At 67.5% G+C, this 23391-nt stretch carries 23 protein-coding genes; 9 read left to right on the top strand and 14 right to left on the bottom strand.

Translation table 11 applies throughout. The features are described 5' to 3' along the window. The first annotated feature begins 104 nt into the window (after window positions 1–104). From C0541_RS13215 to C0541_RS13205, 3 genes are all read left to right on the top strand, one after another. Complete coding sequence (locus tag C0541_RS13215; RefSeq protein WP_115048994.1) at window positions 105–881, top strand: NAD kinase; 777 nt, start codon at window positions 105–107, stop codon at window positions 879–881. 179 nt (window positions 882–1060) lie between these two features. Then, complete coding sequence (locus tag C0541_RS13210) at window positions 1061–2026, top strand: 5'-nucleotidase (protein WP_115048992.1); 966 nt, start codon at window positions 1061–1063, stop codon at window positions 2024–2026. A 5-nt stretch (window positions 2027–2031) separates the two neighbouring features. Continuing rightward, window positions 2032–2775: a transferase gene (locus C0541_RS13205; RefSeq protein ID WP_115050319.1), complete on the top strand. Its 744-nt coding sequence runs from the start codon at window positions 2032–2034 to the stop codon at window positions 2773–2775. Window positions 2776–2868: 93 nt separating this feature from the next. Here C0541_RS13205 and C0541_RS13200 read toward each other — a convergent pair whose 3' ends face one another. The 13 genes from C0541_RS13200 to asnS form a co-directional block, all read right to left on the bottom strand. After that, entirely contained in the window at window positions 2869–3435 is a 567-nt protein-coding gene (locus C0541_RS13200) for a DUF2939 domain-containing protein (protein WP_115048990.1), read from the bottom strand. Between the two features lie 124 nt (window positions 3436–3559). Continuing rightward, window positions 3560–4246 (bottom strand): DUF2461 domain-containing protein, encoded by a 687-nt coding sequence (locus C0541_RS13195; RefSeq protein WP_115048988.1) that lies wholly within the window; start codon window positions 4244–4246, stop codon window positions 3560–3562. Beyond that, a complete protein-coding gene (gene sbcB, locus C0541_RS13190) occupies window positions 4243–5688 on the bottom strand; it encodes an exodeoxyribonuclease I (RefSeq protein ID WP_115048986.1) in 1446 nt (481 codons plus the stop codon). The genes C0541_RS13195 and sbcB overlap by 4 nt, the downstream gene beginning before the upstream one ends. Before the next feature lie 106 nt (window positions 5689–5794). Further along, entirely contained in the window at window positions 5795–7162 is a 1368-nt protein-coding gene (locus tag C0541_RS13185; RefSeq protein ID WP_115050317.1) for an FAD-dependent oxidoreductase, read from the bottom strand. 173 nt (window positions 7163–7335) lie between these two features. Next, window positions 7336–8607, bottom strand: a complete 1272-nt coding sequence (gene kynU / locus C0541_RS13180) for a kynureninase (RefSeq protein ID WP_115048984.1) — start codon at window positions 8605–8607, stop codon at window positions 7336–7338. Between the two features lie 34 nt (window positions 8608–8641). Beyond that, window positions 8642–10783: an FUSC family protein gene (locus C0541_RS13175; RefSeq protein WP_115048982.1), complete on the bottom strand. Its 2142-nt coding sequence runs from the start codon at window positions 10781–10783 to the stop codon at window positions 8642–8644. 199 nt (window positions 10784–10982) lie between these two features. Beyond that, entirely contained in the window at window positions 10983–11513 is a 531-nt protein-coding gene (locus C0541_RS13170) for a 3-hydroxyanthranilate 3,4-dioxygenase (RefSeq protein ID WP_115048979.1), read from the bottom strand. Window positions 11514–11598: 85 nt separating this feature from the next. Beyond that, a complete protein-coding gene (gene can / locus C0541_RS13165; protein WP_115048978.1) occupies window positions 11599–12261 on the bottom strand; it encodes a carbonate dehydratase in 663 nt (220 codons plus the stop codon). 90 nt (window positions 12262–12351) lie between these two features. Continuing rightward, window positions 12352–12990, bottom strand: a complete 639-nt coding sequence (locus C0541_RS13160) for an FMN-binding negative transcriptional regulator (protein ID WP_115048976.1) — start codon at window positions 12988–12990, stop codon at window positions 12352–12354. Between the two features lies 1 nt (window position 12991). After that, window positions 12992–13318, bottom strand: a complete 327-nt coding sequence (locus C0541_RS13155) for a hypothetical protein (RefSeq protein WP_115048973.1) — start codon at window positions 13316–13318, stop codon at window positions 12992–12994. After that, the gene (locus C0541_RS13150; protein WP_115048971.1) at window positions 13315–13620 is read right to left on the bottom strand and encodes a hypothetical protein; all 306 of its coding nucleotides are present in this window, start codon (window positions 13618–13620) and stop codon (window positions 13315–13317) included. The genes C0541_RS13155 and C0541_RS13150 overlap by 4 nt, the downstream gene beginning before the upstream one ends. After that, window positions 13617–13871, bottom strand: a complete 255-nt coding sequence (locus C0541_RS13145; RefSeq protein ID WP_115048970.1) for a hypothetical protein — start codon at window positions 13869–13871, stop codon at window positions 13617–13619. Before C0541_RS13145 ends, C0541_RS13150 begins: the two co-directional genes overlap by 4 nt. Before the next feature lies 1 nt (window position 13872). Then, window positions 13873–15267 carry an asparagine--tRNA ligase gene (gene asnS / locus C0541_RS13140; protein ID WP_115048967.1) on the bottom strand — a complete coding sequence of 465 codons (1395 nt, stop codon included), beginning with the start codon at window positions 15265–15267 and terminating at the stop codon, window positions 13873–13875. A gap of 219 nt (window positions 15268–15486) precedes the next feature. Between asnS and C0541_RS13135 the strand changes: the two genes are divergently transcribed. The 6 genes from C0541_RS13135 (at window position 15487) to zipA (ending at window position 22030) form a co-directional block, all read left to right on the top strand. After that, window positions 15487–15825, top strand: a complete 339-nt coding sequence (locus C0541_RS13135) for a HesB/IscA family protein (protein ID WP_115048965.1) — start codon at window positions 15487–15489, stop codon at window positions 15823–15825. A gap of 345 nt (window positions 15826–16170) precedes the next feature. Further along, window positions 16171–16605, top strand: coding sequence for a 30S ribosomal protein S6 (gene rpsF / locus C0541_RS13130; RefSeq protein WP_006451585.1), 435 nt, complete (start codon window positions 16171–16173; stop codon window positions 16603–16605). 11 nt (window positions 16606–16616) lie between these two features. Beyond that, on the top strand, window positions 16617–16847 hold the full coding sequence (gene rpsR / locus C0541_RS13125; RefSeq protein ID WP_005991243.1) for a 30S ribosomal protein S18: 231 nt from the start codon (window positions 16617–16619) through the stop codon (window positions 16845–16847). Between the two features lie 234 nt (window positions 16848–17081). Next, window positions 17082–17531, top strand: coding sequence for a 50S ribosomal protein L9 (gene rplI, locus C0541_RS13120; protein ID WP_016904199.1), 450 nt, complete (start codon window positions 17082–17084; stop codon window positions 17529–17531). 207 nt (window positions 17532–17738) lie between these two features. After that, window positions 17739–21242 (top strand): chromosome segregation protein SMC, encoded by a 3504-nt coding sequence (gene smc, locus C0541_RS13115; protein WP_115048963.1) that lies wholly within the window; start codon window positions 17739–17741, stop codon window positions 21240–21242. A 56-nt stretch (window positions 21243–21298) separates the two neighbouring features. Next, on the top strand, window positions 21299–22030 hold the full coding sequence (zipA, locus tag C0541_RS13110) for a cell division protein ZipA (protein WP_104648445.1): 732 nt from the start codon (window positions 21299–21301) through the stop codon (window positions 22028–22030). Between the two features lie 181 nt (window positions 22031–22211). Here zipA and C0541_RS13105 read toward each other — a convergent pair whose 3' ends face one another. Next, the gene (locus C0541_RS13105; RefSeq protein WP_115048961.1) at window positions 22212–23339 is read right to left on the bottom strand and encodes a pyridoxal phosphate-dependent aminotransferase; all 1128 of its coding nucleotides are present in this window, start codon (window positions 23337–23339) and stop codon (window positions 22212–22214) included. Window positions 23340–23391: the final 52 nt, after the last annotated feature.

Here is a 23391-nt window from a genome sequence, read left to right as displayed (position 1 = left end):
CGCCTGGTGGTGCAGCTGCAGCCGTGCAGGCCAGGGCGGGGCGGGCAGCCAACAAGCCGACCACGGCGCTGCGGTATGCTGATTCGCATGCTTTGGAGTCAACGATGACCGCACCACCCCGGATTGCCTTTGTTGCCAGTCACGCCGAGCCGGCGGTGACCGCGCGCACGCGTCTTGTGCAGCGTTATGGCGATCATCCGCTGGACACCGCCGACATCGTCTGCGCCCTGGGCGGGGACGGTTTCATGCTGCAGACCCTGCACCGGCATGGCGCTGCCAGCAAGCCGGTGTTCGGCATGAAGCTGGGCTCGGTCGGGTTCCTGATGAACCAGTACCGCGACGACGAGGACGACCTGCTCGCACGTCTGCAACGGGCCGAACCGGCGCATCTGCGCCCGCTGGAAATGCAGGTGCAGACCGAGTCCGGTGCCAGCACGGTGTCGCTGGCCTACAACGAGGTCTCGCTGCTGCGGCAGACCCGCCAGGCCGCGCACCTGAGCGTGGATCTCAATGGCCAGACCCGCATCGCCGAGTTGATCGGCGACGGGGTCATGGTCGCCACGCCGGCCGGCAGCACCGCCTACAATTATTCCGCGCACGGGCCGATCCTGCCGCTGGGCTCGCACACGCTGGCGCTGACGCCGATCGCCCCGTACCGCCCGCGTCGCTGGCGCGGCGCCATCCTCAAGGCAGACACCGAAGTGTGCTTCCGCGTGCTGGACCCGTACAAGCGCCCGGTCAGCGTCACCGCCGACTCGCACGAGATCCGCGACGTGGTCGAAGTGACCATCCGCGAATCCACCCGGCGCCAGGTGACGCTGCTGTTCGATCCGGAACACAATCTGGAAGAGCGCATCTTCAGCGAACAGTTTGCGGTCTGAGGGGCGGGGATTGGGCATTGGGGATTCGGGATTGGCACCGGCAGCAGCGCAGCACGTGGTGCACGCGATGGTGCCGACACAGCCCGCTGCGGTAGGAGCGATCCGATCCCGAATATGAAATTCCCCACTCCCTGCTTCTGACCAATCCCGAATCCCCACTCCCGAATCCCGGCACCCAAATGGCTGACAACTCCCCAAGACTCCTGACCGTCGCAGTGACCTCGCGCGCGCTGTTCGATCTCGAAGAAGGCCATGCGCTGTTCGAGGCCGATGGCGTGGAGGCGTATTCGGCGTTCCAGCGCGAGCACGAGGACGACATCCTGCAGCCGGGCGTGGCGTTTCCGGTGGTGCGCAAGCTGCTGGCGCTCAACCATGATGTGCCGGAGGAAACCCCGCGCGTGGAAGTGATCCTGCTGTCGCGCAATTCCGCCGATACCGGGCTGCGCATCTTCAATTCGATCCAGCACTACAACCTGGGCATCGTGCGGGCGACCTTCACCTCGGGCCAGCCGACCTGGCCGTACGTGAAGCCGTTCGGCACCGATCTGTTCCTGTCGGCCAATCCGGAATCGGTGCGGCGTGCGCTCACCCATGGCATCGCGGCGGCGACCATCATGCCGCGTGCGCCGGGCGAACGCGCCGAGGCCGCCGCGGCGATCGTGGACAACGACGAAAGCCGGCTGCCGACGCAGCTGCGCATCGCCTTCGACGGCGATGCGGTGATCTTCGGCGACGAGAGCGAACGCATCTCGCGCGAGCAGGGCGTGGAGGCGTTCGGGCGCCACGAGCGCGAACGTGCGCGCGAGCCGTTGTCGGTCGGGCCGTTCCGCAATTTCCTGTCGGCGCTGCATGCGCTGCAGGCGGCATTCCCGCCCGGCGAGGCCTCGCCGATCCGCACTGCGCTGGTCACCGCGCGCTCGGCGCCGGCGCACGAGCGGGTGATCCGCACCCTGCGCGAATGGGGCGTGCGCCTGGACGAGGCGCTGTTCCTCGGCGGGCGCCACAAGGGGCCGTTCCTGGAGGCGTTCGGCGCGGATATCTTCTTCGACGATTCGCAGCACAACATCGACAGTGCGCGCCAGCACCAGCATGTGGCGGCCGGCCACGTGCCGCATGGCGTGGCCAACGATCCGCCGGGCAGGTGAGCGAGGTGAGCCAGGCACCGACGCCGTCTGGACGCGCCGCGCTGCGCTCCAGCTGGCGCCAACTGGAGCTGTATTTCTCCGACGACGCCGTGCAGACCTGCATGTCGCGCTGGGCACCGTACCGGCTGATGCTGCCGTATACGCGCGGCATGCTGGCGGCACTGTGGTTGCAGCCCCAGCCGGAGCGCATCGGCCTGATCGGCTTCGGCGGCGGCGCGCAGGCCAAGTTCTGCCACCGTTATCTGCGCAGCTCGCGCATCGAAGCGGTGGACGCCGATGCGCAGGTACTGGCCTTGCGCGACGCATTCGGCGTGCCACGCGACGATGCGCGGCTGGAGGTCACCCACGGCGATGGTGCGCAGTGGATCGGCACGCGTGCCGGGCGCTACGACCTGTTGCTGCTGGATGCCTACGATGCCGATGGCATTCCACCGGCGTTGTGCACGCCTGCGTTCTACGCCGAGTGTCGCGCTGCGCTGACGCCAAGCGGTGTGCTGGTGTTGAACCTGTTCCAGGTGCCGCTGGCCGGACATCTGGCCGCGCTGCGCGAGGTGTTCGAGGGGCAGGTGCTGCTGGTGCCCGAGCCGGACCCGCGCAACCAGCTGCTCTACGCCTGGAACGGCAAGCGCACGCCGGGCACTGCGGAGCAGGCGTTGGCGGCGCTGCCGTGGTCGGCACGCCGGCAGCTGCGGCCGTCGATGTTGCGGCTGCAGGCGGCGTGGATGGAGCGGGCCTGGCGGTTTTCGTAAGCGCGGTCTGCGTGCGCGGCCTGGTATCCGCGCGGCGTGGAAGTCGTCTCAGCCGGCGACGGTAAAGCCTCGACATCGTGCGCAAGCGCATCGTTAAGGGTTGGGCGGATTGCCTGCATCGGCGAGCGGCAGCCGGATATCGGTCAAGCGCCAGCGCAGGCCCTGCCGGGTCAGCACGAACACCACCGGCGCGCCGGCTGCGGTGCGGGTGGTGGCGGTAAAGCGGCGAGTGGATTCGAAGCGCTGCTGCGCGCCTTGCAGCGGACGCGCCGGCGCCGGCGCCGCATAGGTATCCGGGCTGACGGTGGTGCCGGTGACGCGATTCCACACGCTATGGCCTTGCAGCAACGCGCCGATGCCCAGCGGGGTCACCAGCGTGTCCACGCCGGCGCCGCTGATGCCGCTGGCAAGCTGCAGGGCGAATCCGCCCAGCAGGCTTGATTGCATGCTGCTGCCGGCCTGGCGGATCAGGTAATCGTCCAGCTGCGCCTTGAGGTTGACCCGCAGGCTGGGGAAGTCCACATGGCGTTCCAGCTGCGCGGCGTTGCGGCTGGCGACTGCCTCGCTGATGCCGCGGATGGCCAGATACGGGCCGGCAACCACATAGCTGGCCAGCAGCAGCACGGCCAGCACAGGCAGCAGCAACCAGCGTTTCTTCATGGCGTGCAGTCCATTGCCGTCGTTTGCACCAGGCGCATCGAGGCATGGCACCGCGCAGCGGGAAATCGCCGTGGCACGACGATCGCCTGCGCAGCGTCGATTGCCGTCGGCGCCGTGCGATGCATCAGAATTCCAGATCCAGCGCGGCGCACAGGTAATCGACAAACGGCGCCAATACCACCAGGTCCGCCTCGATGGTCTGGCGCAGGCGCGGGCCGGTCATGATGGCATCGTCGAGAGGACGCAGGTACGCCCAGTTGCGATGCTTGAGGTCGTCGATGAACTCGAAATCGTTGGGAAAGCCGCGCGGCGCACGCACCAGTTTCTCGCTGTCGTCCAACGCGAACTTGCGGCGTAGTTTTGGCTCGTAGGCGGCCGCTTTCCAGTTGGCCGGATTGTCGAAGATGAACTGGCGCAGCTTGCGCTGGGTGTCCGGCTCCGGATGCCACAGCCCCGCACCGACGAAACTCTCGCCCGGCTGCAGATGGAGGTAGAACGACGGCGCCGGCACCTGGCGGCGGCGCTCATGGAACAGGCGCGCGCCTTGCCAGTTCTTGTACGGCGATTTGTCGTTGGAAAAACGCGCATCGCGGTAGATGCGAAACAGCGAGCCACCCTGGGTCTTGGGGTCGGCGCGATAGTGCTCGCTGACCTGTGCCAGCGCGGGCTGCAGGTCGGTGATCAACTGCAGGAACGGCTGGCGCACATGCGCCTCGTACTGATGCCGGTGGTCGTTGAACCAGGTCTTGTCGTTGTGGCGCGCCAGGGCGCGCAGGAACTTGAAACTGGCGTCGGAAAAATAGGTGGTCATAGCGTGCGTTGGAGGTCCAGACCCCAGGCGGCGAGCTGGTCGAGCAGGGACTGCTTGGTAGCATCGTCCGGGTGAGCAAGCCGTAAATCCGCAATCTGTGCATGGAACTGCTCGAGCGTGACTTCGCCCAGGCCACGGTCTTCGAGCAGGCGCTGGCGGCGGTAGACGTTCCAGCGTTCCTGCTCGTCGAACGACAAGGTCTGCGGCCAGTTGCGCGCGCGGTAGCGGAACAGCAACTCGACCAGGCGCGGGTCACGAAAGCGCGCTTCCAGCGCGCCCAGCTCGGCCGGCGCACTGGCGCGCACCTGCGCCAGCAGGCGTTTGTCGCCTTCGGCCAGGAAGCCGTCATACAGCGAGGCATCGGCATCGTTGACCGCCGGCGCCGCAGCGCGTTCGTTGCCGTACACCTGGCGCACTTTTTCGGCCAGTTCGGGGCCGAGCGCGCGCAGGCGTGCAGCCTTGGCCAGCACCGCGTCGTGGTCGATGCCCAGGCGCTGGAAGTCCGCCGCGCGCAGATGCTGCCAGGCCACCAGCGCCGGCGACTTGTTCACGTGCACTTCCTTGAGCGGAATGCGCTGCTCGCCTTCGGGCAGGTCGGCGGCGCGGATATACAGCCGGTCGGCGATCTCGTCGGGGCTCAGGCGCAACAGCACGTCAGGATCGCCTTCCAGATCAAACACGATCACGCGGCTGTCGATGCGTGGATGGCGCGTCAATGGCAGCACTGCGGCAGCGCACATGCGCGAGGCGGGATAGCGCTGCGAGACATGCAGCACCGGCTGCATCGCGATGACGTCCAGCAGCGTCGCCGCAAAGCGCTTGTCGCGCAGGCGCAGCGCGTAGTCCCACAACTTGGGTTGATGCTGCTGGAACCTGCGCGCCATGCCGATGGTGGCGTACACGTCCGACAGCGCCTCGTGCGCGTCGCCTTCGCGCACTGCGTTGGCATCGGCCAGGTGTTCGAGCTTGAACGAGGTGGCGCCGTCTTCGCGCTGCGGCCAGACGATGCCGTCCGGGCGCAGCGCATGCACCAGCCGCAACACGTCGAGCAGGTCCCAGCGCGAATTGCCGCCGCGCCACTCGCGCTCGTACGGGTCGTAGAAATTGCGGAACAGCCCGCAGCGCACGAACTCGTCGTCGAAGCGGATCGAGTTGTAGCCCAGCGTGCAGGTCTGCGGCCGGCTCATCTGCTCAGAGATGCGCGCGAACGCTTCGGCCTCGCTCACGCCTTCGCGCAGTGCGTGTTGCGGGGTGATGCCGGTGACCATGGTCGCGTACGGGGAGGGCAGCAGGTCGTCGGCCGGCTGCACGTAGAAACTGATCGGTTCCTCGATCACGCGCAGCTGCGCATCGGTGCGCACCGCGGCGAACTGCGCGATGCGCGTGCGGCGCGGATCCTGGCCGAAGGTTTCCAGGTCGTAGAAGAGAAAGCTGTCAGGCATGCCGTATCACATCCAGATCCGCGGCGCGCTGCGGAGGGCGCCGCCAGTGCTGCCTAGTATCTCTTATCCGCGCGCCGGCCCGCTGACGCCGGCCTGTGCAGCTTGATCAGTGCGCGCCTTCCAGCGGTTGCAGGCGCGCATGCACGACCGCTTCCAGTGCCGCCCAGTCGATGCGCGACAGGTCGCTGTGCCCGCGTGTGGCCTCGACCAGGATCTGGCGCTGGATCTCGCTGCGCGCCAGGGCGATCGAATAGCGCGTGCGCAGGAAGGTCACCATCGTGTAATGCGGCACGAAACGGGTGGGCCAGCGTGCCTGCAGTTGCTGTTCGAGCGCGCGCTGCAGCAGGAAGTCGGGATCGTCGACGCGGTCGCGCATCTCCAGATAGTTTTCCAGCGCCATCTGCTGGATCGCCGCGGCATCCTCATGGCGTGCAGCCTGGAATGCGGCAAACGCAGTTTCCAGATCGTGGTGCGCGTCCAGCTGCTCTGCCAGCGCCACGCAATCTTCGAACGCGCAATTCATGCCCTGGCCGTGGAACGGCACCATCGCGTGCGCGGCGTCGCCGATCAGCAGGGCGCGGCCGTCCAGATGCCAGCGGTCCAGCGTCAGGGTGCCGAGCAGGCCGGGCGGATGTTCTTCCCAATGCTCCTTGAGCTGAGGAATCAGCGGCAGCGCATCGGGAAAATCCCGCGCGAACAGGGCCAGCGCCTCGTCGCCGTTGCGGGTGGTGGCAAAGCTGGGTTCGCCGGCGTTGGGCAGAAACAGCGTGACGGTGAAGGTGCCGCCGTCGTTGGGCAGCGCGATGCACATGTAGCGCCCGCGCGGCCAGATATGCAGGGCGTTGCCTTCGATGCGGAACCCGCCGCCGGGCAACGGCGGGATTTCCAGCTCCTTGTAGGAGTGATCGAGAAATTCGGTGCGCTCGCCCAGCGGCGATTTGCGCTGCATCGCCGCGCGCAATGCCGAGCCGGCGCCATCGCTGCCGATCAGGCTCTGGAAATGGATTTCGTGCGGCTGGTCGTCGCGGTCGTCGATGAAGCGCGCATAGCCGGCGTCGAAGTCCACCGTATGCAGGCGGCGGTAGAAGTGCACGCGTGCGCCGGCCTGTTCGGCCAGATCCAGCAGCGCGATGTTCAACGCGGCGCGGTGGATCGACCAGATCACTTCGCTGTCGTCGCGCCCGTAGCGCTGCAGCTGCGGCTGCGCGTGCAGCGGGTGCACCATGCGCCCGCGCATCATCACCGCCTTGGCCATGACCGCGTCGTCGGCACCGGCCTGGCGCAGCGCATGGCGGCCGCGTTCGGCCAGCGCCAGGTTGATCGAGCGGCCGGACTCGTAGCCCTTGATGCGCGGGTCGCCGCGGCGCTCGTAGACGGTGACCTGCCAGCCGCGGCGCGACAACAGGATGGCCAGCAGGCAACCGGCCAGGCCAGCGCCGATCAGGGTCAGGGAACGGGGAGAGACTGCGCTCAATGCGGTATCCGGCAGCGGCCGGACGCAAGTGCCGGCCAAGAGGGAGGAAGGAGAGTGGCTGGCAGCGGCACCTGCTGCGGTCGGCCGGGTGCGGGTTCGGAGTGTACGTGCGCGGGTGCCGCTTCCGGCTCACGCGCGGCGCTGTTGGCTGGCACAGTCCGTGCCGTATGTGCTCAGGCGGCGGCCCAGGTTTCCACGTGCTCGACCAACTGGTGCAGGTCGCAGAAGCGGTTGTACAGCGGCACCGGTGCGATGCGGATCACGTCCGGTTCGCGCCAGTCGCCGAGCACGCCGACCGACTGCAGATACTCGAACAGCGAGCGCCCCTGCGCGCGGCCACCGGCCACCCGCAACGACAGCTGGCAGCCACGCTGCGCCGGCGCGGACGGGGTGACGATCTGCAGCACCTGCGGCACGCGGGCGTGGATCAGCTGTTCCAGATGGCCGGTGAGCTGTTCGGACTTGGCGCGCAGCGCCGCCATGCCGGCCTGGTCGAACAGCTGCAGCGATGCACGCAGCGGCGCCAGCGCCAGCACCGGCGGATTGCTCAGCTGCCAGCCTTCGGCCCCAGGCGAGGGCACGAACTGCGGATCCATGCGGAAGCGGGTCTGCTGCTCGTGTCCCCACCAGCCGGCCATGCGCGGCAGGTTGCTGTTGGCATGGCGTTCGTGCACGAAACAGCCGCCCACCGCGCCGGGGCCGGCATTGAGATACTTGTAGTGGCACCAGACCGCGAAATCCACGTCGTCGTCGTGCAGGGTCAGCGCGATATTGCCCACCGCATGCGCCAGATCGAAACCCACCGTCGCGCCCTGTGCGTGTGCCAGCCGCACGATTTCGCCCAGGTCGAAGGCCTGGCCGGTGCGGTACTGGATGCCGGGCCACAGCACCAGCGCCAGCCGCGGACCATGCCGGGCGATGGCATCGGCAATCGCTGCCATCGACAGCGTGCCATTGGGCTGGTCGGCTTCCACTTCGATCAGCTGCGTGGCCGGATCCAGCCCGTGCAGGCGCAGTTGCGATTCCACCGCATGGCGGTCGGACGGAAACGCGCCGGCTTCGATCAGGATCGCGCCGCGCTCGGGCGTTGGACGGTAGAAGCTGGCCATCATCAGGTGCAGGTTGACGCTCAGCGTGTTCATCGCCACCACTTCGCCCGGCAGCGCGCCGACCACCCGGGCCAGCCCATCGCGCACCAGCTGGTGATAGGTCAGCCACTGGGTGGGACCGGTGAAGTGGCCCTCCACCGCGAGCGCGCCCCACTGGTCGAGCACCTCGGCCACCATCGCGCGTGCGGTGCGTGGCTGCAGGCCCAGCGAGTTGCCGACGAAATAGGTCTGATCCTGGCCGGCATGCTGCGGGAAGATGAAGTCATCGCGCAGCTGGCGCAGCGGGTCGGCGGCGTCCAGTGCAACGGCATGGGCGCGGGACAGCAGGTCGGTCATGATCACGGCTCGCAACGCAGGTCAGTGGCGCAGTTTACCCGCCGGCACCGTGTACGCCGTCATGCGCGGCCGGTGCGTCGGGCGCGGCGGTGGTCGCGGCTGGCCGGGCAGGGCGCAGCAGATGCGTCAACGTGCCGATGCTGTCGGTGATGCGGTCGATGGTGTCGGCCAGTGCGGCGGTGGCCGGCGAGCCGTCGGGCAGGGCCGCCAATGCATCGGACAGCTGGCGCTCTGCGCTGCGCAAGGTGGCCGCGGCGGGAATGCCGCCGTCGCGCAGGCAGGCGATCAGCTCGGACAGCGCCTGGTCGGCCTGTTGCGCGAACGCCGGCAGCGCGTCCAGCGCAGGCAGCGGATGGCCGTCGCGCAGCACCGCTTCCAGCGACAAGGTGGCGCGGATCAGCCGGTTGCCGTTGGCCAGCAACGACTCGGCGAGCTTGAGTTCGTGCAGGTTGCGCCGGCTGCGCGGCTCGCCGCGCAGCCGTTCGATCGAAGCCTGCGCATTGGTGCGCGCCACGCGTGCGGCAGCGCGGGTGTCGCCCAGGTCCTCCATCCTGCCGAGCAACAGGGTGCGCAGATGATCGCGGTAGGCGCTGAGCAGCTGCGCCAGCGAGGCGCGGATGTGCCGGCGCTCGCGCGTGGGCCATAGCGCGTAGGCGATCAACGCCCAGGCGCTGCCGGCCACCGTCGCCTGCAGGCGCGCACCGACGGCCTCGCCCGGTGCCACGCCTTCGAAGGACAGCAGCAGCACCAGCATGCCGGTCAGGAACGCCACGCCGATGCCGTAGTTCACCTGGGTCAGCAGGCGGAAACCCAGGCAGAACAGCGCCAGCAACGCCAGGCGGACGCTGGCGCCATCCATCGCCAGATGCGCCAGCAAGGTCGCCACCAGCAGGCCGACGAAGGTGCCGGCCACGCGCAGGGCGCCGAAGCTGAAGGTGCCGCCGAAATCCGGCTTGAGCACGATCGCGGTGGTCATCGGAATCCAGAAGCCGTGCGGGATCTGCTGCCAGCGCTGGAAGGCGATCGCCAGCGCCAGGCAGACGCCGCAGCGCAAGGCATGCCGGAACGCCACCGAGGACAGATCCAGGTTCGCGCGCAGCGTGGCCCAGGTCGCGGCGGGCCGCAGCGCCGCCGGCAGGCGCGCTTCGGCCAGCTGCGCCTGGATTTCGCCACGGCTGCTGGCCCAATGCGCGTTGCGGATCAGCGCGCGCAGCTGGCCGCCCAGGCCTTGCGCGCGCGCCACCGCCACCCGCACCAGCCGGCGCTCGCGGGTGTCGGCGTTGTCGTGCTGGAACTGCGCCAGCGCGGCGACCAGGTCGTCGAAGCCGGTCATCGAGGCAGTGGCGGCGAGCGGGTCTTCGCCCACCGTCATCGCATGCGCGAGCTGTTCCAGCACGATGGCGCTGCGTTCGAGCACGCGCTCGATCGCCGGGCGCGCCTGCGACTCGGTCAGGCGGGTGTCGACATCGGCCAGCGACAGCAGCTCCAGCCGCACGCGCTCGCACAGCTCGGCAATGATGCGGAAACTCTGCACGGCGATCGCGCGCGAGCGGTGCTCGCCATGCAGCATCACCATCGCATCGAGCACTTCCTGGGTGGCCGGTGGCGGGGCGCTGGCTTCCGGACGCTGGCGCGCGATGCCGGCCAGTTGACGCATCAGGTCCGCCAGCGCGAAGCGCTCCGGGCGATAGCGTTGCAGCGGCCAGGCGGCCAAGGCCAGCACCACCTGCAGCAGGCCGCCGGCAAAGATCAACGTCGCCACACCCGCTGCCTGCTGCACCGGCAAGCGCATGTCGGCGCTGACCACCAGCAGGATCATGCTGGTCAGCCCCACGCGCGCCGCCACCGGGCCGAGCGCCACCAGCAAGCCGCCGCCCAGGCCGAGCAGCAGCCCGGCGATCACCAGGGCCGGGGTGTCGTGGCCGACCCAGATGCCGAGCAACGCGGCCAGGCCGGCTGCCAGCGCGGCCATCAGCATGCGTTGCAGGCGCGCGCGGTACGGGCCGGGCTGGTCGGTGAACATGGTGTTGAGCGCGCCGGTACACACGGCCAGGCCGGCGGCGACATGCCCGGTGGCCACGCCGACCGCCAGCGGCAGCACCACCGCGGCGGTGTTGCGCAGCGCGACGCGCAGCGGCACATCGCGCGGTTTGAGGTCGATCAGCGAGCGCAGCATGGCATGGGGTTCAACGCGGATACGCAGTGTGGCCGCCGCTCGTGCACGCGGTCGAAACACAGCGCGAGGCGCACAGCTGCGTCGTCATTGCATTGCGCGGCATTGCGATACTGCGGTGGCGCGCACGACCAGCCGCCGAGCGAAGGGGCTCGAACACCTGCGCAAGGCGTGCCCGGCAGTGTCACGCGCCATCGCCCGCTCATGCCTCGACAGCGGCATAGCGCTCCGGCGCAGGGTGCAGATGCCCGCATTGGGTGCAGGTGCGCAGCGCGAGCGAACGGTAGAAATGATCGAACACCGGCGGAAAATCGGTTTCGATGTCCTGCAGCGGAAACATCGCCTCGTACAGCTTGTGATTGCACTGCGGGCAATACCACTGCAGGCCGTCCTGCTCGTCGGGCAGGCGTTCGCGTTCGATCACCAGGCCGATCGAGCCGGCCGCGCGTTGCGGCGAATGCGGCACCCTGGGCGGCAGCAGGAAGATCTCGCCGGCGCGGATCGGGATATCGCGTGCCACGCCGTCGTCCTGCACCTTCAGCACCATCTCGCCTTCGAGCTGGAAGAACCACTCCGGGCCTTCGTCGTAGTGATAGTCGGTGCGGGCATTCGGCCCGCCGACGATCATGATGATGAAGCCGTCCTGCTGGATGCATTTATTGCCTACCGGCGGCTTGAGCAGGTGGCGGTGTTGCTCGATCCAGGCATGCAGGTTGATCGGCGGGACCAGCATCGACGTTCCTCGGCAAAGAAGACGTCCAGCATAGCCAACCGACGGCGCCGATGGGCGCCGCGGTGGACCGCCGTGCGGGTACGGCTCAGCGTTCGGCGTGATCGGCCTGGATCTGCGTCAGCGCGGCGTCGTAGCGTTCCTGCAGCAGCTCGGGGCGGTCGATCGACATGCCCAGATCATGCGCATGTCCGTCGCGCAGGCTGTAGACCCAGCCATGCACGCACAGTTCCTGGCCGCGCTCCCAGGCATCGCGCACGATGGTGGTGCGGCAGACATTGACCACCTGCTCGAGCACATTGAGCTCGCACAGGCGTGCATGCTGGAGCGGCAGGTCGCCCGCATCGTGCAGGCAGGCCTCGTGCTTGTCGGCCACATCGGTGACGTGGCGGATCCAGTTGTCGACCAGGCCCATGCGCTTCTGGGTCAGGCTGGCAAACACGCCGCCGCAGCCGTAATGGCCGACCACCAGGATGTGCTTGACCTTGAGCACGTCGACGGCGAACTGGATCACCGACAGGCAGTTCAGATCGGTGTGCACCACCACGTTGGCGATGTTGCGATGGACGAACACCTCGCCCGGCGCCATGTCGATGATCTGGTTGGCCGGCACGCGCGAGTCCGAGCAGCCGATCCACAGGTACTCGGGCGTTTGCTGGGTGGACAGCTTGGAGAAGAATTCCGGGTCCTCGCGACGGATGCGTTCGGACCAGGCACGGTTGTTTTCAAGCAAATGGTTGAGCTCGTTCATGGGGGCAGTATTCCAGAGGACGAAGGGCAGTGTGTGATCGACAGATGAGCGAAAGGCAGTGATGCGCAAATCGATGCTGTACGGCACCGCTCATGCTGCGCCATCGCGTACCTGCAGGGCATCGCGCATCAGCGATGCCAGCTCGCGGGAGTCGGCGGACGCCTGTTGCTGCAATGCATCGCTCACGGCAGCGACATTACCGGCCGGATGATTCTGGCTGAGCTTGAAGGTCAGCTCGATGCGGCTGGGAACGAAGCGGAAACCGACCAGGCCGCGCAACTGGCGGCGGTGGCTGTCGCGCTCCATCTCGAACAGCCAGTCGCTGCCGATGCGCTGTTCGAAGTGTTTACTCATGCGGCCGATCAGCTCGCCCAGTGCCGCCTCGTCGCCCACCTGCTCGCAACGTCCATGCAGATGCGCCACGGCGTAGTTCCAGGTCGGCACACGTGCGGCCGTTTCCTTGTCCGGGTACCAGGCGGGCGACACGTAGGCATGCGGGCCCTGTACCACGATCACCGCATCGCCTGGCTGGCGCGCCTGCGGATTGGGGCGCGCCCAGTGGCCTTCGATGACCACTGCCTGCGCGTCGCGTCGGTACAGCACCGGCAGATGCGAGATCGCCGGCTGTCCGTCCTCGCCCTGGCTGATCAGGGTGACGAACGGGTCGCGCGCGATCAGCCAGTCCAGCAGGGCCAGATCGGTCTGCGCAAACGCGCGCGGGGCATACATGTCAGGCGCGGCCGCCCAGAGTCAGCACCATGCGTTCGCGCAGGTCCGCATCGTCGTCGCCACGCGGCGGCGACACCTCGTGGAGCGAGAAGCCACGCATCAGCGCGTCTTCCTCGTCCAGCCCGTCGAGCGCGACGAATTCGGCATCGAACAAGGCCGCACGGGCGCTGTCTTCGCTGTCGTAGGGCAGGAGCTTGCCGTCGCTGTCCAGGACTTCGGCGGTGCCGGCCTGCTTGACGCGCAGGCGCGCCCAGATCAGCGTGCGGCCGATCGTGGCCAGCCACCAGGAGTCGTGGTCGTCATGTGCGGTGTCGTGCTGTGGATTCATGGCATTACCTTGGAGAGCAGGCCGAGCAGGGCCGCCATGCCCAGGCCGAAGAAGAGGGTCAGCAGCGACAGCCAGGCGGGTGTGGCCAGCCCGGACAGCGCACTGTCGCGATGGCCGCGGTAGCGCCGCGCCAGCAACCAGCGCAGTGCCGCGGGACTGAGGAAGGCCGGATCGCCGAAGCTGGCCAGCGCCTCGGGATGGCGGTCGCGCAGGTGTACCAGCGTCAGTGGCCAGAAGATCAGCAGGGCGGTGAGCCCGGCAACGGCGACGCCGACAAAACACAGTGCGAAGAACAGGGTCATGTGCCCGCCAGCATCAGTGCGAGTTGGGGAAGTGCTGCGCCGATCACCAGCGCAGCGATGGTCCACCATAACGGACGCACGGCATGGATGATCGCCCTGCGCGCCGCGTCACCTTGCCACCACGCGCTTGCGCCCGGATGTGCGGCTGCCAGCTGCGCCAGCCGGACGCCGCGTGCGCCGGCGATGCCGGCGCCCAGCAACGCCACCGCGAAGGCCAGCAACTGCAGCGTGGCGGCGACCAGCAGGCTCACCTCAGAACTCGGCGCTGCCCGGCGCGCGCGGGTAGGGGATGGCGTCGCGGATATTGCTCAGCCCGCACACGTAGACCACCAGGCGCTCGAAGCCCAAGCCGAAGCCGGCGTGCGGCACCGAGCCGTAGCGACGGAAATCGCGGTACCAGCCGTAGTGCTCCTGGTCCAGTCCGAACTGCGCCATGCGTGCATCGAGCACGTCCAGGCGCTCTTCGCGCTGGCTGCCGCCGATGATCTCGCCGATGCCCGGCGCCAGCACGTCCATCGCCGCGACGGTCTTGCCGTCGTCGTTCAGGCGCATGTAGAAGGCCTTGATGTGCTCGGGGTAGTTGGTCACCACCACCGGGCGGCCGATATGTTCCTCGGTCAGCCAGCGCTCGTGCTCGGTCTGCAGGTCCAGGCCCCATTCGACCGGGAAGTCGAACTTCTTGCCCGAGTTCTGCAGCAGCTTCACCGCCTCGGTGTAGTCGATCTGCTCGAACGGCGCATTGATGAAGGCCTCCAGTTTGGCAATCGCGTTCTTGTCCACGCGCTCGGCCAGGAAGGCCAGGTCGTCGCCACGCTCGTCCAGCACCGCGCGGAACAGGTACTTGAGGAACTGTTCGGCCAGGCGCGCGTCTTCGGCCAGGTCGGCGAAGGCGATTTCCGGCTCGATCATCCAGAACTCGGCCAGATGGCGCGTGGTATGGCTGTTCTCGGCGCGGAAGGTGGGGCCGAAGGTGTAGACCTTGCTCAGCGCCAGGCAGTACGCCTCCACGTTGAGCTGGCCGGACACGGTCAGGAAGGTTTCCTTGCCGAAGAAGTCGCGGCTGAAATCCACCGCACCGCTGGCATCGCGCGGCAGGTTCACCATGTCCAGCGTGGAGACGCGGAACATCTGCCCGGCGCCTTCGGCGTCGGAGGTGGTGATGATCGGGGTGCTGATCCAGTTGAAGCCGTTCTGGTGGAAGAAGCGGTGCACCGCCTGCGCCAGGCAGTTGCGGATGCGGGTGACCGCGCCGAACAGGTTGGTGCGCGGGCGCAGGTGCGCCACTTCACGCAGGAACTCCGGCGACATCGGCTTGGGCTGGATCGGGTAGGTCAGCGGGTCCTCGACCCAGCCGACGATCTCCACGCCGCTGGCCTGGATCTCGAACGACTGGCCCTTGCCCTGCGACTTCACCAGCACGCCCCTGGCGATCAGCGAGCAGCCGCTGGTCAGGCGCTTGATCTCGTCGAAGTTGGGCAGGGTGTCGTTGGCCACCACCTGGATCGGGGCGAAGCACGAGCCATCGGTCACGTTGATGAAGGCCAGTCCGGCAGATCCGCGCAGCGTGCGCACCCACCCCCGTACCGTGACTTCGCCGCCTTCCGGGAGTTTCCCCGCAAGCGCATGTTCAACGCTGACCACCGTCATGACTTGTCCTCGCCGTAGCGACTTTGAATGGTCTGCGAGTTTACTGGCTGCGGGCGCGCTGGCGCGAGCATCTGAACCGTCGCGGGTGGTCGTGCTTGTCGGAGGCGGGGCATGGCCCCATCTGGGGAACAGGTCGTATCGGCGGGTGCAGTCCTTAGGTTCTCGCAGCCTCGCTATACTTGCCGCCAGTGTTTCACCCTCGTTTCCGGAGCATCTCCCATGGCCATCAGCCTCACCCCCGCCGCGCTGGAGCGCGTGCAGCGTTTCGTGCAGCAGACCCCGGGGACGCTGGGTCTGCGCTTTGGCGTGACCAAGACCGGCTGCTCGGGCTGGGGCCATGTCACCGACCTGGCGCGCGAGAAGCGCGACGACGATGCGGTATTCGAGCAGCAGGGGGTGCGCATCTTCGTCGATCCGGTCAGCCTGCCGCTGGTCGATGGCACCTGCATCGATTTCGGCAAGCACGGCCTCAGCGAGACTTTCACGTTCAACAATCCCAATGCGACTGCCGAATGCGGCTGCGGCGAGAGCTTCACGACCGAAGCCGAGCATCGCTGAGTCCGCTGGTGCGCGCTGTCGCTTCTCCCTGCGGGAGAAGGTGCCCGAAGGGCGGATGAGGGTACGGGCGAAGCCTCGCGCGGTGAGGCGTCACGAGTGGCTTCGCCGCTAACCCTCACCCCAACCCCTCTACCGGCGGGAGAGGGGCTCAAGCAGTCGCCGCGCAGATGTCCTGTTCGTCGGCTCGGCCGCTGGCCCGGCCCGGTTGCGGCTAAGCGCCTGAACTGCCATACTTTCCTGCTTCCTGCCCGGTTCCGGGCGGGAACCCTTGCTCCACCGGCCGCGTCGCGCGGGTCACCGGGGAGCTGTCCGGCCCACGTGGCCACATCCGAAAGGTAATACAACATGAGTCGTCATTACGAAGTCGTGTTCCTGGTCCACCCGGATCAGAGCGAGCAGGTCCCGGCCATGATCGAGCGCTACAAGTCGCTCATCGAGGGCGGTAACGGCACCATCCACCGTCTGGAAGACTGGGGCCGTCGTCAGCTGGCCTACCCGATCCAGAACCTGGTGAAGGCGCACTACGTGCTGCTCAACATCGAAGTCGACCAGGCCGTGCTGAGCGAGCTGGTGGAGAGCTTCCGCTTCAACGATGCGGTGCTGCGTCACCTGGTCGTCAAGCGCGACGGCCCGGACACCGAGCAGTCGCTGATCATGAAGAGCAAGGACGAGAAGGGCGACAAGCCCGAGCGTAGCGAGCGTCGTCGTCGTGACGACGATGAGGGCGATGCTGCACCTGCCGCCACCGATACCGACGGCGACAACGCCGAAGCCGCTTAAGGAGCGCTGTCATGTCCAAGTTCTTCCGTCGTCGCAAGTTCTGCAAGTTCACCGCCGAGGGCGTCAAGGAGATCGACTACAAGGATCTCAACACCCTGCGTCAGTACCTCACCGAGAACGGCAAGATCGTGCCGAGCCGCGTGACCGGCACCAAGTCCAAGTACCAGCGTCAGCTGGCCACGGCCGTCAAGCGCTCGCGTTTCCTGGCGCTGATCCCGTACACGGACAACCACGACGTTTAATCGAGTCGTTGATGTGAGTCCCGCGCAACAGCCCGTACGGCTTTGTGTGAGTCCCTCATCAAGAGCCCGCACATCCATGTGCGGGTTATCAAAAATATAGAGGCCGGTCATTCGAGATGCGGTGTTGATCGTGCTGTTGCGATTCCCAAATCCCGATTCCCGAATCCCGTCTTTTCGGACAGCAAACGTTGCGTCGGCCAAAGCGCCGGCGCTAACGAATAACGGAGCACCACCATGGATCTGATTCTTCTGCAGAAAGTGACCAACCTCGGCGGCCTGGGCGACAAGGTCAGCGTCAAGCCGGGTTACGGCCGCAACTTCCTCGTGCCGCAGGGCAAGGCCGTGCCGGCCACCGCTGCCAACGTCGAAGCGTTTGAAGCCAAGCGCGCCGACTACGAAGCCAAGGCCAACACCATCCTGGCCGATGCACAGAGCCGCGCCGGCAAGTTCGAAGGCGCCAGCGTCACCATCGGCGCGCATGCGTCGACCGAAGGCAAGCTGTACGGTTCGGTCGGTCCGCGCGACATCGCCGAGGCATTCACCGCCGCCGGCCTGCCGCTGGAAAAGAGCGAAGTGATCCTGGGCGAAGGCGCATTCCGCAATGTCGGCGAGTACGACGTTGTGCTGCACCTGCACGCCGATGTGGAAACCTCGGTCAAGGTCATCGTCGAATCCGACGCCTGATCCACGCCGTACGCTGTACCCGAAGGGCGCCTGGTTAGGCGCCCTTCGTCTTTGTGCGGCCGCGCCAGCGATGGCGGGCGGCTATACTCGTGTTCCATTGCCGGTTCCACGGCCTGCAGATCTTGTGGATCAAGGGCTTAGGTGTCGGCTTCACAGGAAAAAGCGCCTGCCGGCCACGCCCGTGCGGTGCCCGGAACCTTCAGCCCCATGCGCCTGTCCACGATCAAACTGTCCGGTTTCAAGTCGTTCGTCGACCCGACCACGTTGCACCTGCCCACCAACATGACCGGCATCGTCGGTCCCAATGGCTGCGGCAAGTCCAACATCATCGACGCGGTGCGCTGGGTGATGGGCGAAAGTTCGGCCAGCCGCCTGCGTGGCGACTCGCTGACCGACGTGATCTTCTCCGGTTCCTCGGCGCGCAAGCCGGTGTCGCAGGCGACGGTGGAACTGATCTTCGACAACTCCGATCACACCATCAGCGGCGAGTTTGCCTCGTTCAACGAGATCTCGGTCAAGCGCCTGGTCAGCCGCGACGGCAACAGCGCCTACTACCTCAACGGCACCAAGTGCCGGCGCCGCGACATCACCGACCTGTTCCTGGGCACCGGCCTGGGCCCGCGCAGCTACTCGATCATCGAGCAGGGCATGATCAGCCAGATCATCGAGGCGCGTCCGGAAGACCTGCGCGTGTACCTGGAAGAAGCCGCCGGCATTTCCAAGTACAAGGAGCGCCGCAAGGAAACCGAAACGCGCATCCGGCATACCCGCGAGAATCTCGATCGCCTGGGCGACCTGCGCGAAGAGATCACCAAGCAGCTGGCGCATCTGCAGCGCCAGGCGCGCCAGGCCGAGCAGTATCAGGCCTTGCAGGAAGAGCGCCGGATCAAGGACGCCGAGTGGAAGGCGCTGGAATACCGCGGGCTGGATGGGCGGCTGCAGGGCCTGCGCGAGAAGTTGAACCAGGAAGAGACCCGGCTGCAGCAGCTGATTGCCGAACAGCGCGATGCCGAGGCGCGGATCGAAACCGGGCGCGCACGTCGCGAGGAAGCCGCCGAAGCGGTGGCCAAGGCGCAGGCCGATGTCTATCAGGTTGGTGGTGCGCTGGCGCGCATCGAGCAGCAGATCCAGCACCAGCGCGAACTCTCGCATCGCCTGCACAAGGCACGCGACGAGGCGCAGAGCCAGCTGCAGGAGCTGACCCAGCACATCAGCGGCGACTCGGCCAGGCTGGCGGTGCTGCGCGAGGCGGTGGACGCTGCCGAACCGCAGCTGGAACAGCTGCGCGAAGACCATGAATTCCGCCAGGAGTCGCTGCGCGAGGCCGAGGCGCGCCTGGCCGACTGGCAGCAGCGTTGGGAAACCCATAACCGCGACACCGGCGAAGCCTCGCGTGCCGGCGAGGTGGAGCGCACGCGTGTGGATTATCTCGATCGCCAGTCGCTGGAGGCCGAACGCCGCCGCGAAGCGCTGGTCAACGAGCGTGCCGGGCTGGATCTGGACGCGCTGGCCGAGGCGTTCGAGCAGATCGAGCTGCGCCACGAAACCCAGAAGACCTCGCTGGACGGGCTGACCGAGCAGGTCGAAGCGCGCAAGCACGCGCTCGGCGGGCTGCAGGAACAGCAACGCGCCAGCCAGGGCGAGCTGGCCGAGGTGCGCAAGCAGGCGCAGGCCGCGCGTGGCCGGCTGTCGTCGCTGGAAACCTTGCAGCAGGCCGCACTCGGCCAGGAGCAGGGCGCCGCAGTGGCGTGGCTGACCTCGCGCGGGCTGGATTCTGCCGCGCGTGTCGGCGAGCGCATCACGGTCGAAAGCGGCTGGGAAAACGCGGTGGAAGGCGCCTTGGGGCAGTTGATCGAAGGCGTGCTGGTGGAGGCGCCCGAGCAACTGGTCGATGCGCTGGGCGAATTGGGTGATGGCCGCATCGCGCTGGTGTCCAGTGCCAACGACAACGCGACATTCGCGCCGACCTCGCTGGCGGCCAAGGTGCAGGGGCCGATCGCGATCCGTCGCCTGCTCGCGCGCCTGCACGCGGCCGAGGATCTGGAGGCCGCACGCACGCTGCAGCGCAGACTGCCCGAGGGCGATTCGGTCATCACCCGCAGCGGCGAGCGGCTGGGCGAGGGCTGGGTGCGGGTGTCGCGCTCCGGCGCGGCCAAGCAGGGCGCCTTGCTGCGCGAGCGCGAGATCCAGGAGCTGCGCGCGCAGATCGAAACGCTGCAGGAGCGCGAAGCCGAGCTTGAACAGCGCCTGGGCAGCTTCCGCGAGCAGCTGCTGGCGGCCGAACAGCAGCGCGAAGATGCGCAGCGCCAGTTGTACATGGCGCACCGCAGCGTGTCCGAACTGGCCGGCCAGCTGCAGAGCCAGCAGGGCAAGGTCGATGCCGCGCGCACGCGCATCGAACGCATCGAAACCGAGTTGTCGCAGCTGCTGGAAACGCTGGACACCAGCCGCGAGCAGGCACGCGAGGCACGCGCCAAGCTCGAGGACGCGGTGACCCTGATGGGCGATCTGCAAGGGACCCGCGAGGCGCTGGAGAACGAACGCCGCCAGTTCACCGATGCGCGCGACCAGGCCCGCGATGCCGCACGGGGCGTGCGCGATGCGATGCACGCATTGGCGCTCACGCTGGAATCGCAACGCACCCAGATCACTTCGCTGAGCCAGACGCTGGAGCGCATGGACAGCCAGCGCGGCCAGCTCGATACGCGCCTGGAGGATCTGCTCGCCCAGCTCAGCGACGGCGACTCGCCGGTGGAAACGCTGGAACACGAACACCAGGCCGCCCTGAGCGAGCGCGTGCGTACCGAGCGCGTGCTGAGCGAAGCGCGCACCATGCTGGAGAGCATCGATGGCGAGCTGCGCAGCTACGAGCAGACCCGTCAGCAGCGCGACGAACAGGCGCTGGCCCAGCGCGAGCGCATCTCGCAGCGCAGGCTGGATCAGCAGGCGCTGGTGCTCAGCGCAGAGCAATTGGAGGCCGCCGTGGTGAAGGCCGGCTTCGTGCTCGAAGACGTCGTCAATGGTTTGCCGGAAGCAGCGAACGTGGCCGAGTGGGAAGCGGCGGTCGGTCAGATCGATGGCCGCATGCGGCGGCTGGAGCCGGTCAACCTGGCCGCGATCCAGGAGTATGGCGAGGCCGCGCAGCGCTCCGAATACCTGGACGCGCAAAACGTGGACCTGATGACCGCGCTGGAAACGCTGGAAGAGGCCATCCGCAAGATCGACCGCGAAACCCGCGGCCGCTTCAAGGACACCTTCGACCGCGTCAACTCCGGCGTCCAGGCGCTGTATCCGCGCCTGTTCGGCGGCGGGCACGCCTATCTTGAACTCACCGGCGAAGACCTGCTCGACACCGGCGTGACCATCATGGCGCGCCCGCCGGGCAAGCGCGTGTCCAGCATCTCGCTGTTGTCCGGTGGCGAGAAGGCGATGACCGCGGTGGCGCTGGTGTTTGCGATCTTCCAGCTCAATCCGGCGCCGTTCTGCCTGCTCGACGAGGTGGACGCGCCGCTGGACGAAGCCAATGTCGGCCGCCTGGCCAACATGGTGCGCGAGATGAGCGAGAAGGTGCAGTTCCTGTTCGTCAGTCACAACAAGGCGACGATGGAGGCGGCGCGTCAGCTCTCGGGCGTGACCATGCGCGAGCCGGGCGTCAGCCGCCTGGTCAGCGTGGACCTGGAAGAGGCCGCACGTTTGGCGGGTGCGGCATGACGTGCCATGCTTGTTGGAATATCGACACCTGTCACTCTTATGCGGAGGCACGCTGAATGTCCGACATGGCCATGATCCGGATCGGGATCCTGATCGCTGGACTGCTGCTGGTCGCGGCCATCTTCCTGTTTGGTCGCCCGAAAAAATCGCCGCAAGGCCGCCGGGTCGACAAGGACGACGGGCAGCCGCGCGAGCGCCGCGAACCGGTGATTTCCGGCGAGCCCGGCGTGGAGGGCGACCCGTTCGCGCGCAGTGAAGGCGCCGAGCAGAGCGAACTGAACCTGGACGATGCCGATGCGGCTGGCGGCAACGATGTCGGCAAGCGCCCGAACCAGGACTTCGACAAGATCGTGTCGCTGTTCGTGGCCGCCAAGGCCGGTCAGGTGCTGCGCGGCGAAGACATTGTCGTCGCTGCCGAGAAGACCGGGCTGGTGTTCGGGCACATGAATGTGTTCCACCGCCTGGTGGAAGGGCATCCGGAGCGCGGGCCGATCTTCAGCATGGCCAGCATCCTCAAGCCCGGCAGTTTCGACATGGCCAACATCCGCGAGATGCAGACCCCGGCGATTGCGTTCTTCCTCACCTTGCCGGCGCCGATGACCGCGCTGGATGCCTGGGAAAAGATGCTGCCGACCGTGCAGCGCATGGCCGAACTGCTCGATGGCGTGGTGCTGGACGACAGCCGCAATGCGCTGGGCCGTCAACGGGTGGCGCATATCCGCGACGAGCTGCGCGCCTACGATCGCCAGCACCAGGCCCCGCCGCTGACCAAGTCGCCGCGCTGGTGATTTGCCTCTCCCGCAGGAGAGGCCATCAAGGCCACTCTCCTGCGGGAGAGGGGCTGGGGTGAGGGGACGCGGCGACGCCCTGGCGTAGTTGGACGGCACGCGGCTTCGCTCGCACCCTCATCCGGCGCTGCGCGCCACCTTCTCCCGAGGGGAGAAGGGATTGTCACTCAGTGCCTAGTGCTCAACGCTTCGCCTTGGCAAACGCCTCGCGAAAGCGCAGCATCTCCGCCTCGGTGCCGACGCTCACGCGCACGCGCCTGGGCCAGATCGGCCAGCTGCGGCCGACGATGACGCCCTGCTTCTGCATCGAATCGGCGAACACGCGCGCGTCGCGCTTGAGGTCGAGCAGGAAGCAGTTGGCCTGCGTGGGCAGGCAGGTGTAGCCCTTGGTCTTGAGCCAGGCGATGGTGTCTTCGCGCACGTGGGCGTTCTCCGCACGACGGGTCTGCACCAGTTGCGGGTCGCGCAGGCTGGCGATGCCGGCGGCCATTGCCGGGACCGACAGCGGGTTGCTGCCCAGGCTGGCGAGTTTGGTCTGCAGCCCCGGCGGCGCCAGCGCGGCACCCAGGCGCAGGCCGGCCATGCCGTAGAGCTTGGAGAAGCTGCGCAGCACGATCAGGTCCTGGCGCTGACGCACCAGGTCGGCCACGGACGGCTCGTTGCTGTAGTGGATATACGCCTCATCGACCACCAGTACGGCGCTGGCCGGCTTGTTGGCCAGCAGCCATTCGATGTCGGCGCGCGGGGTGATGGCGCCGCTGGCGTTGCCGGGATTGCACAGGTAGATCAGGCCGGCAGTCGGGTCGGCCTTGGCCATCGCCTTGACGTCATGCGCGCCATTGGCCTGCAGCGGCACCTTGCGCACCGGCACGCCGCGCGCATTCGCACTGTCGACGATCGGGTCGAAGCCCGGGTCGGCCACCACCAGCCCGGCACGGGCCGAGGTGAACAGGCTGCCGGCACGATACAGCGCATCCCTGGAGCCGGGAAAGAACGCCAGATGGTCGCCGGGCAGCTGCAGCTCGCCGGTCATCAGGTTGTGCAGGTCCTGCTCCATCTCGAACTGATAGCGGCCCGCGCGTGCCAGCGAGCGCGTTGCCGCATCCAGTGCGGCGGGCGCAGGGCCCAGTGGATGTTCGTTGTAGTTGAGGTACACCGTGCCGGCGGCGGCCGCCACACCGGGGGGCGCCGCCGCCGCGGTTGCGCGCTTGCGGGCGGCCGCGGCCGCGGGTGCCAGTCCCAGTGCGGAGATCGCCACGCCAACGCTGGCGAGACTGAGAAACGAACGGCGCGAGACGGGCAACGGCACGGGTAAGCTCCAGGCGAGCAGGCAAAGAGGGCGCCACGCTAGCGGGTTTGTG

Origin of the sequence: Xanthomonas arboricola, from assembly GCF_003353015.1 — a bacterium.
Classification (GTDB): Bacteria; Pseudomonadota; Gammaproteobacteria; order Xanthomonadales; family Xanthomonadaceae; genus Xanthomonas; species Xanthomonas arboricola_E.
Note: the sequence above shows the minus strand (reverse complement) of the source record. Positions and strands in the feature narration are given on the sequence as shown.

Bases quoted from the DNA above. Each gene is read 5' to 3' on its own strand.
- C0541_RS13215 (WP_115048994.1), top strand. From the start codon at position 105: ATGACCGCACCACCCCGGATTGCCTTTGTTGCCAGTCACGCCGAGCCG.
- C0541_RS13210 (WP_115048992.1), top strand. From the start codon at position 1,061: ATGGCTGACAACTCCCCAAGACTCCTGACCGTCGCAGTGACCTCGCGC.
- C0541_RS13200 (WP_115048990.1), bottom strand. From the start codon at position 3,435: ATGAAGAAACGCTGGTTGCTGCTGCCTGTGCTGGCCGTGCTGCTGCTG.
- C0541_RS13195 (WP_115048988.1), bottom strand. From the start codon at position 4,246: ATGACCACCTATTTTTCCGACGCCAGTTTCAAGTTCCTGCGCGCCCTG.
- sbcB (WP_115048986.1), bottom strand. From the start codon at position 5,688: ATGCCTGACAGCTTTCTCTTCTACGACCTGGAAACCTTCGGCCAGGAT.
- kynU (WP_115048984.1), bottom strand. From the start codon at position 8,607: ATGACCGACCTGCTGTCCCGCGCCCATGCCGTTGCACTGGACGCCGCC.
- C0541_RS13175 (WP_115048982.1), bottom strand. From the start codon at position 10,783: ATGCTGCGCTCGCTGATCGACCTCAAACCGCGCGATGTGCCGCTGCGC.
- C0541_RS13170 (WP_115048979.1), bottom strand. From the start codon at position 11,513: ATGCTGGTCCCGCCGATCAACCTGCATGCCTGGATCGAGCAACACCGC.
- can (WP_115048978.1), bottom strand. From the start codon at position 12,261: ATGAACGAGCTCAACCATTTGCTTGAAAACAACCGTGCCTGGTCCGAA.
- C0541_RS13160 (WP_115048976.1), bottom strand. From the start codon at position 12,990: ATGTATGCCCCGCGCGCGTTTGCGCAGACCGATCTGGCCCTGCTGGAC.
- C0541_RS13155 (WP_115048973.1), bottom strand. From the start codon at position 13,318: ATGAATCCACAGCACGACACCGCACATGACGACCACGACTCCTGGTGG.
- C0541_RS13150 (WP_115048971.1), bottom strand. From the start codon at position 13,620: ATGACCCTGTTCTTCGCACTGTGTTTTGTCGGCGTCGCCGTTGCCGGG.
- asnS (WP_115048967.1), bottom strand. From the start codon at position 15,267: ATGACGGTGGTCAGCGTTGAACATGCGCTTGCGGGGAAACTCCCGGAA.
- C0541_RS13135 (WP_115048965.1), top strand. From the start codon at position 15,487: ATGGCCATCAGCCTCACCCCCGCCGCGCTGGAGCGCGTGCAGCGTTTC.
- rpsF (WP_006451585.1), top strand. From the start codon at position 16,171: ATGAGTCGTCATTACGAAGTCGTGTTCCTGGTCCACCCGGATCAGAGC.
- rpsR (WP_005991243.1), top strand. From the start codon at position 16,617: ATGTCCAAGTTCTTCCGTCGTCGCAAGTTCTGCAAGTTCACCGCCGAG.
- rplI (WP_016904199.1), top strand. From the start codon at position 17,082: ATGGATCTGATTCTTCTGCAGAAAGTGACCAACCTCGGCGGCCTGGGC.
- smc (WP_115048963.1), top strand. From the start codon at position 17,739: ATGCGCCTGTCCACGATCAAACTGTCCGGTTTCAAGTCGTTCGTCGAC.
- zipA (WP_104648445.1), top strand. From the start codon at position 21,299: ATGTCCGACATGGCCATGATCCGGATCGGGATCCTGATCGCTGGACTG.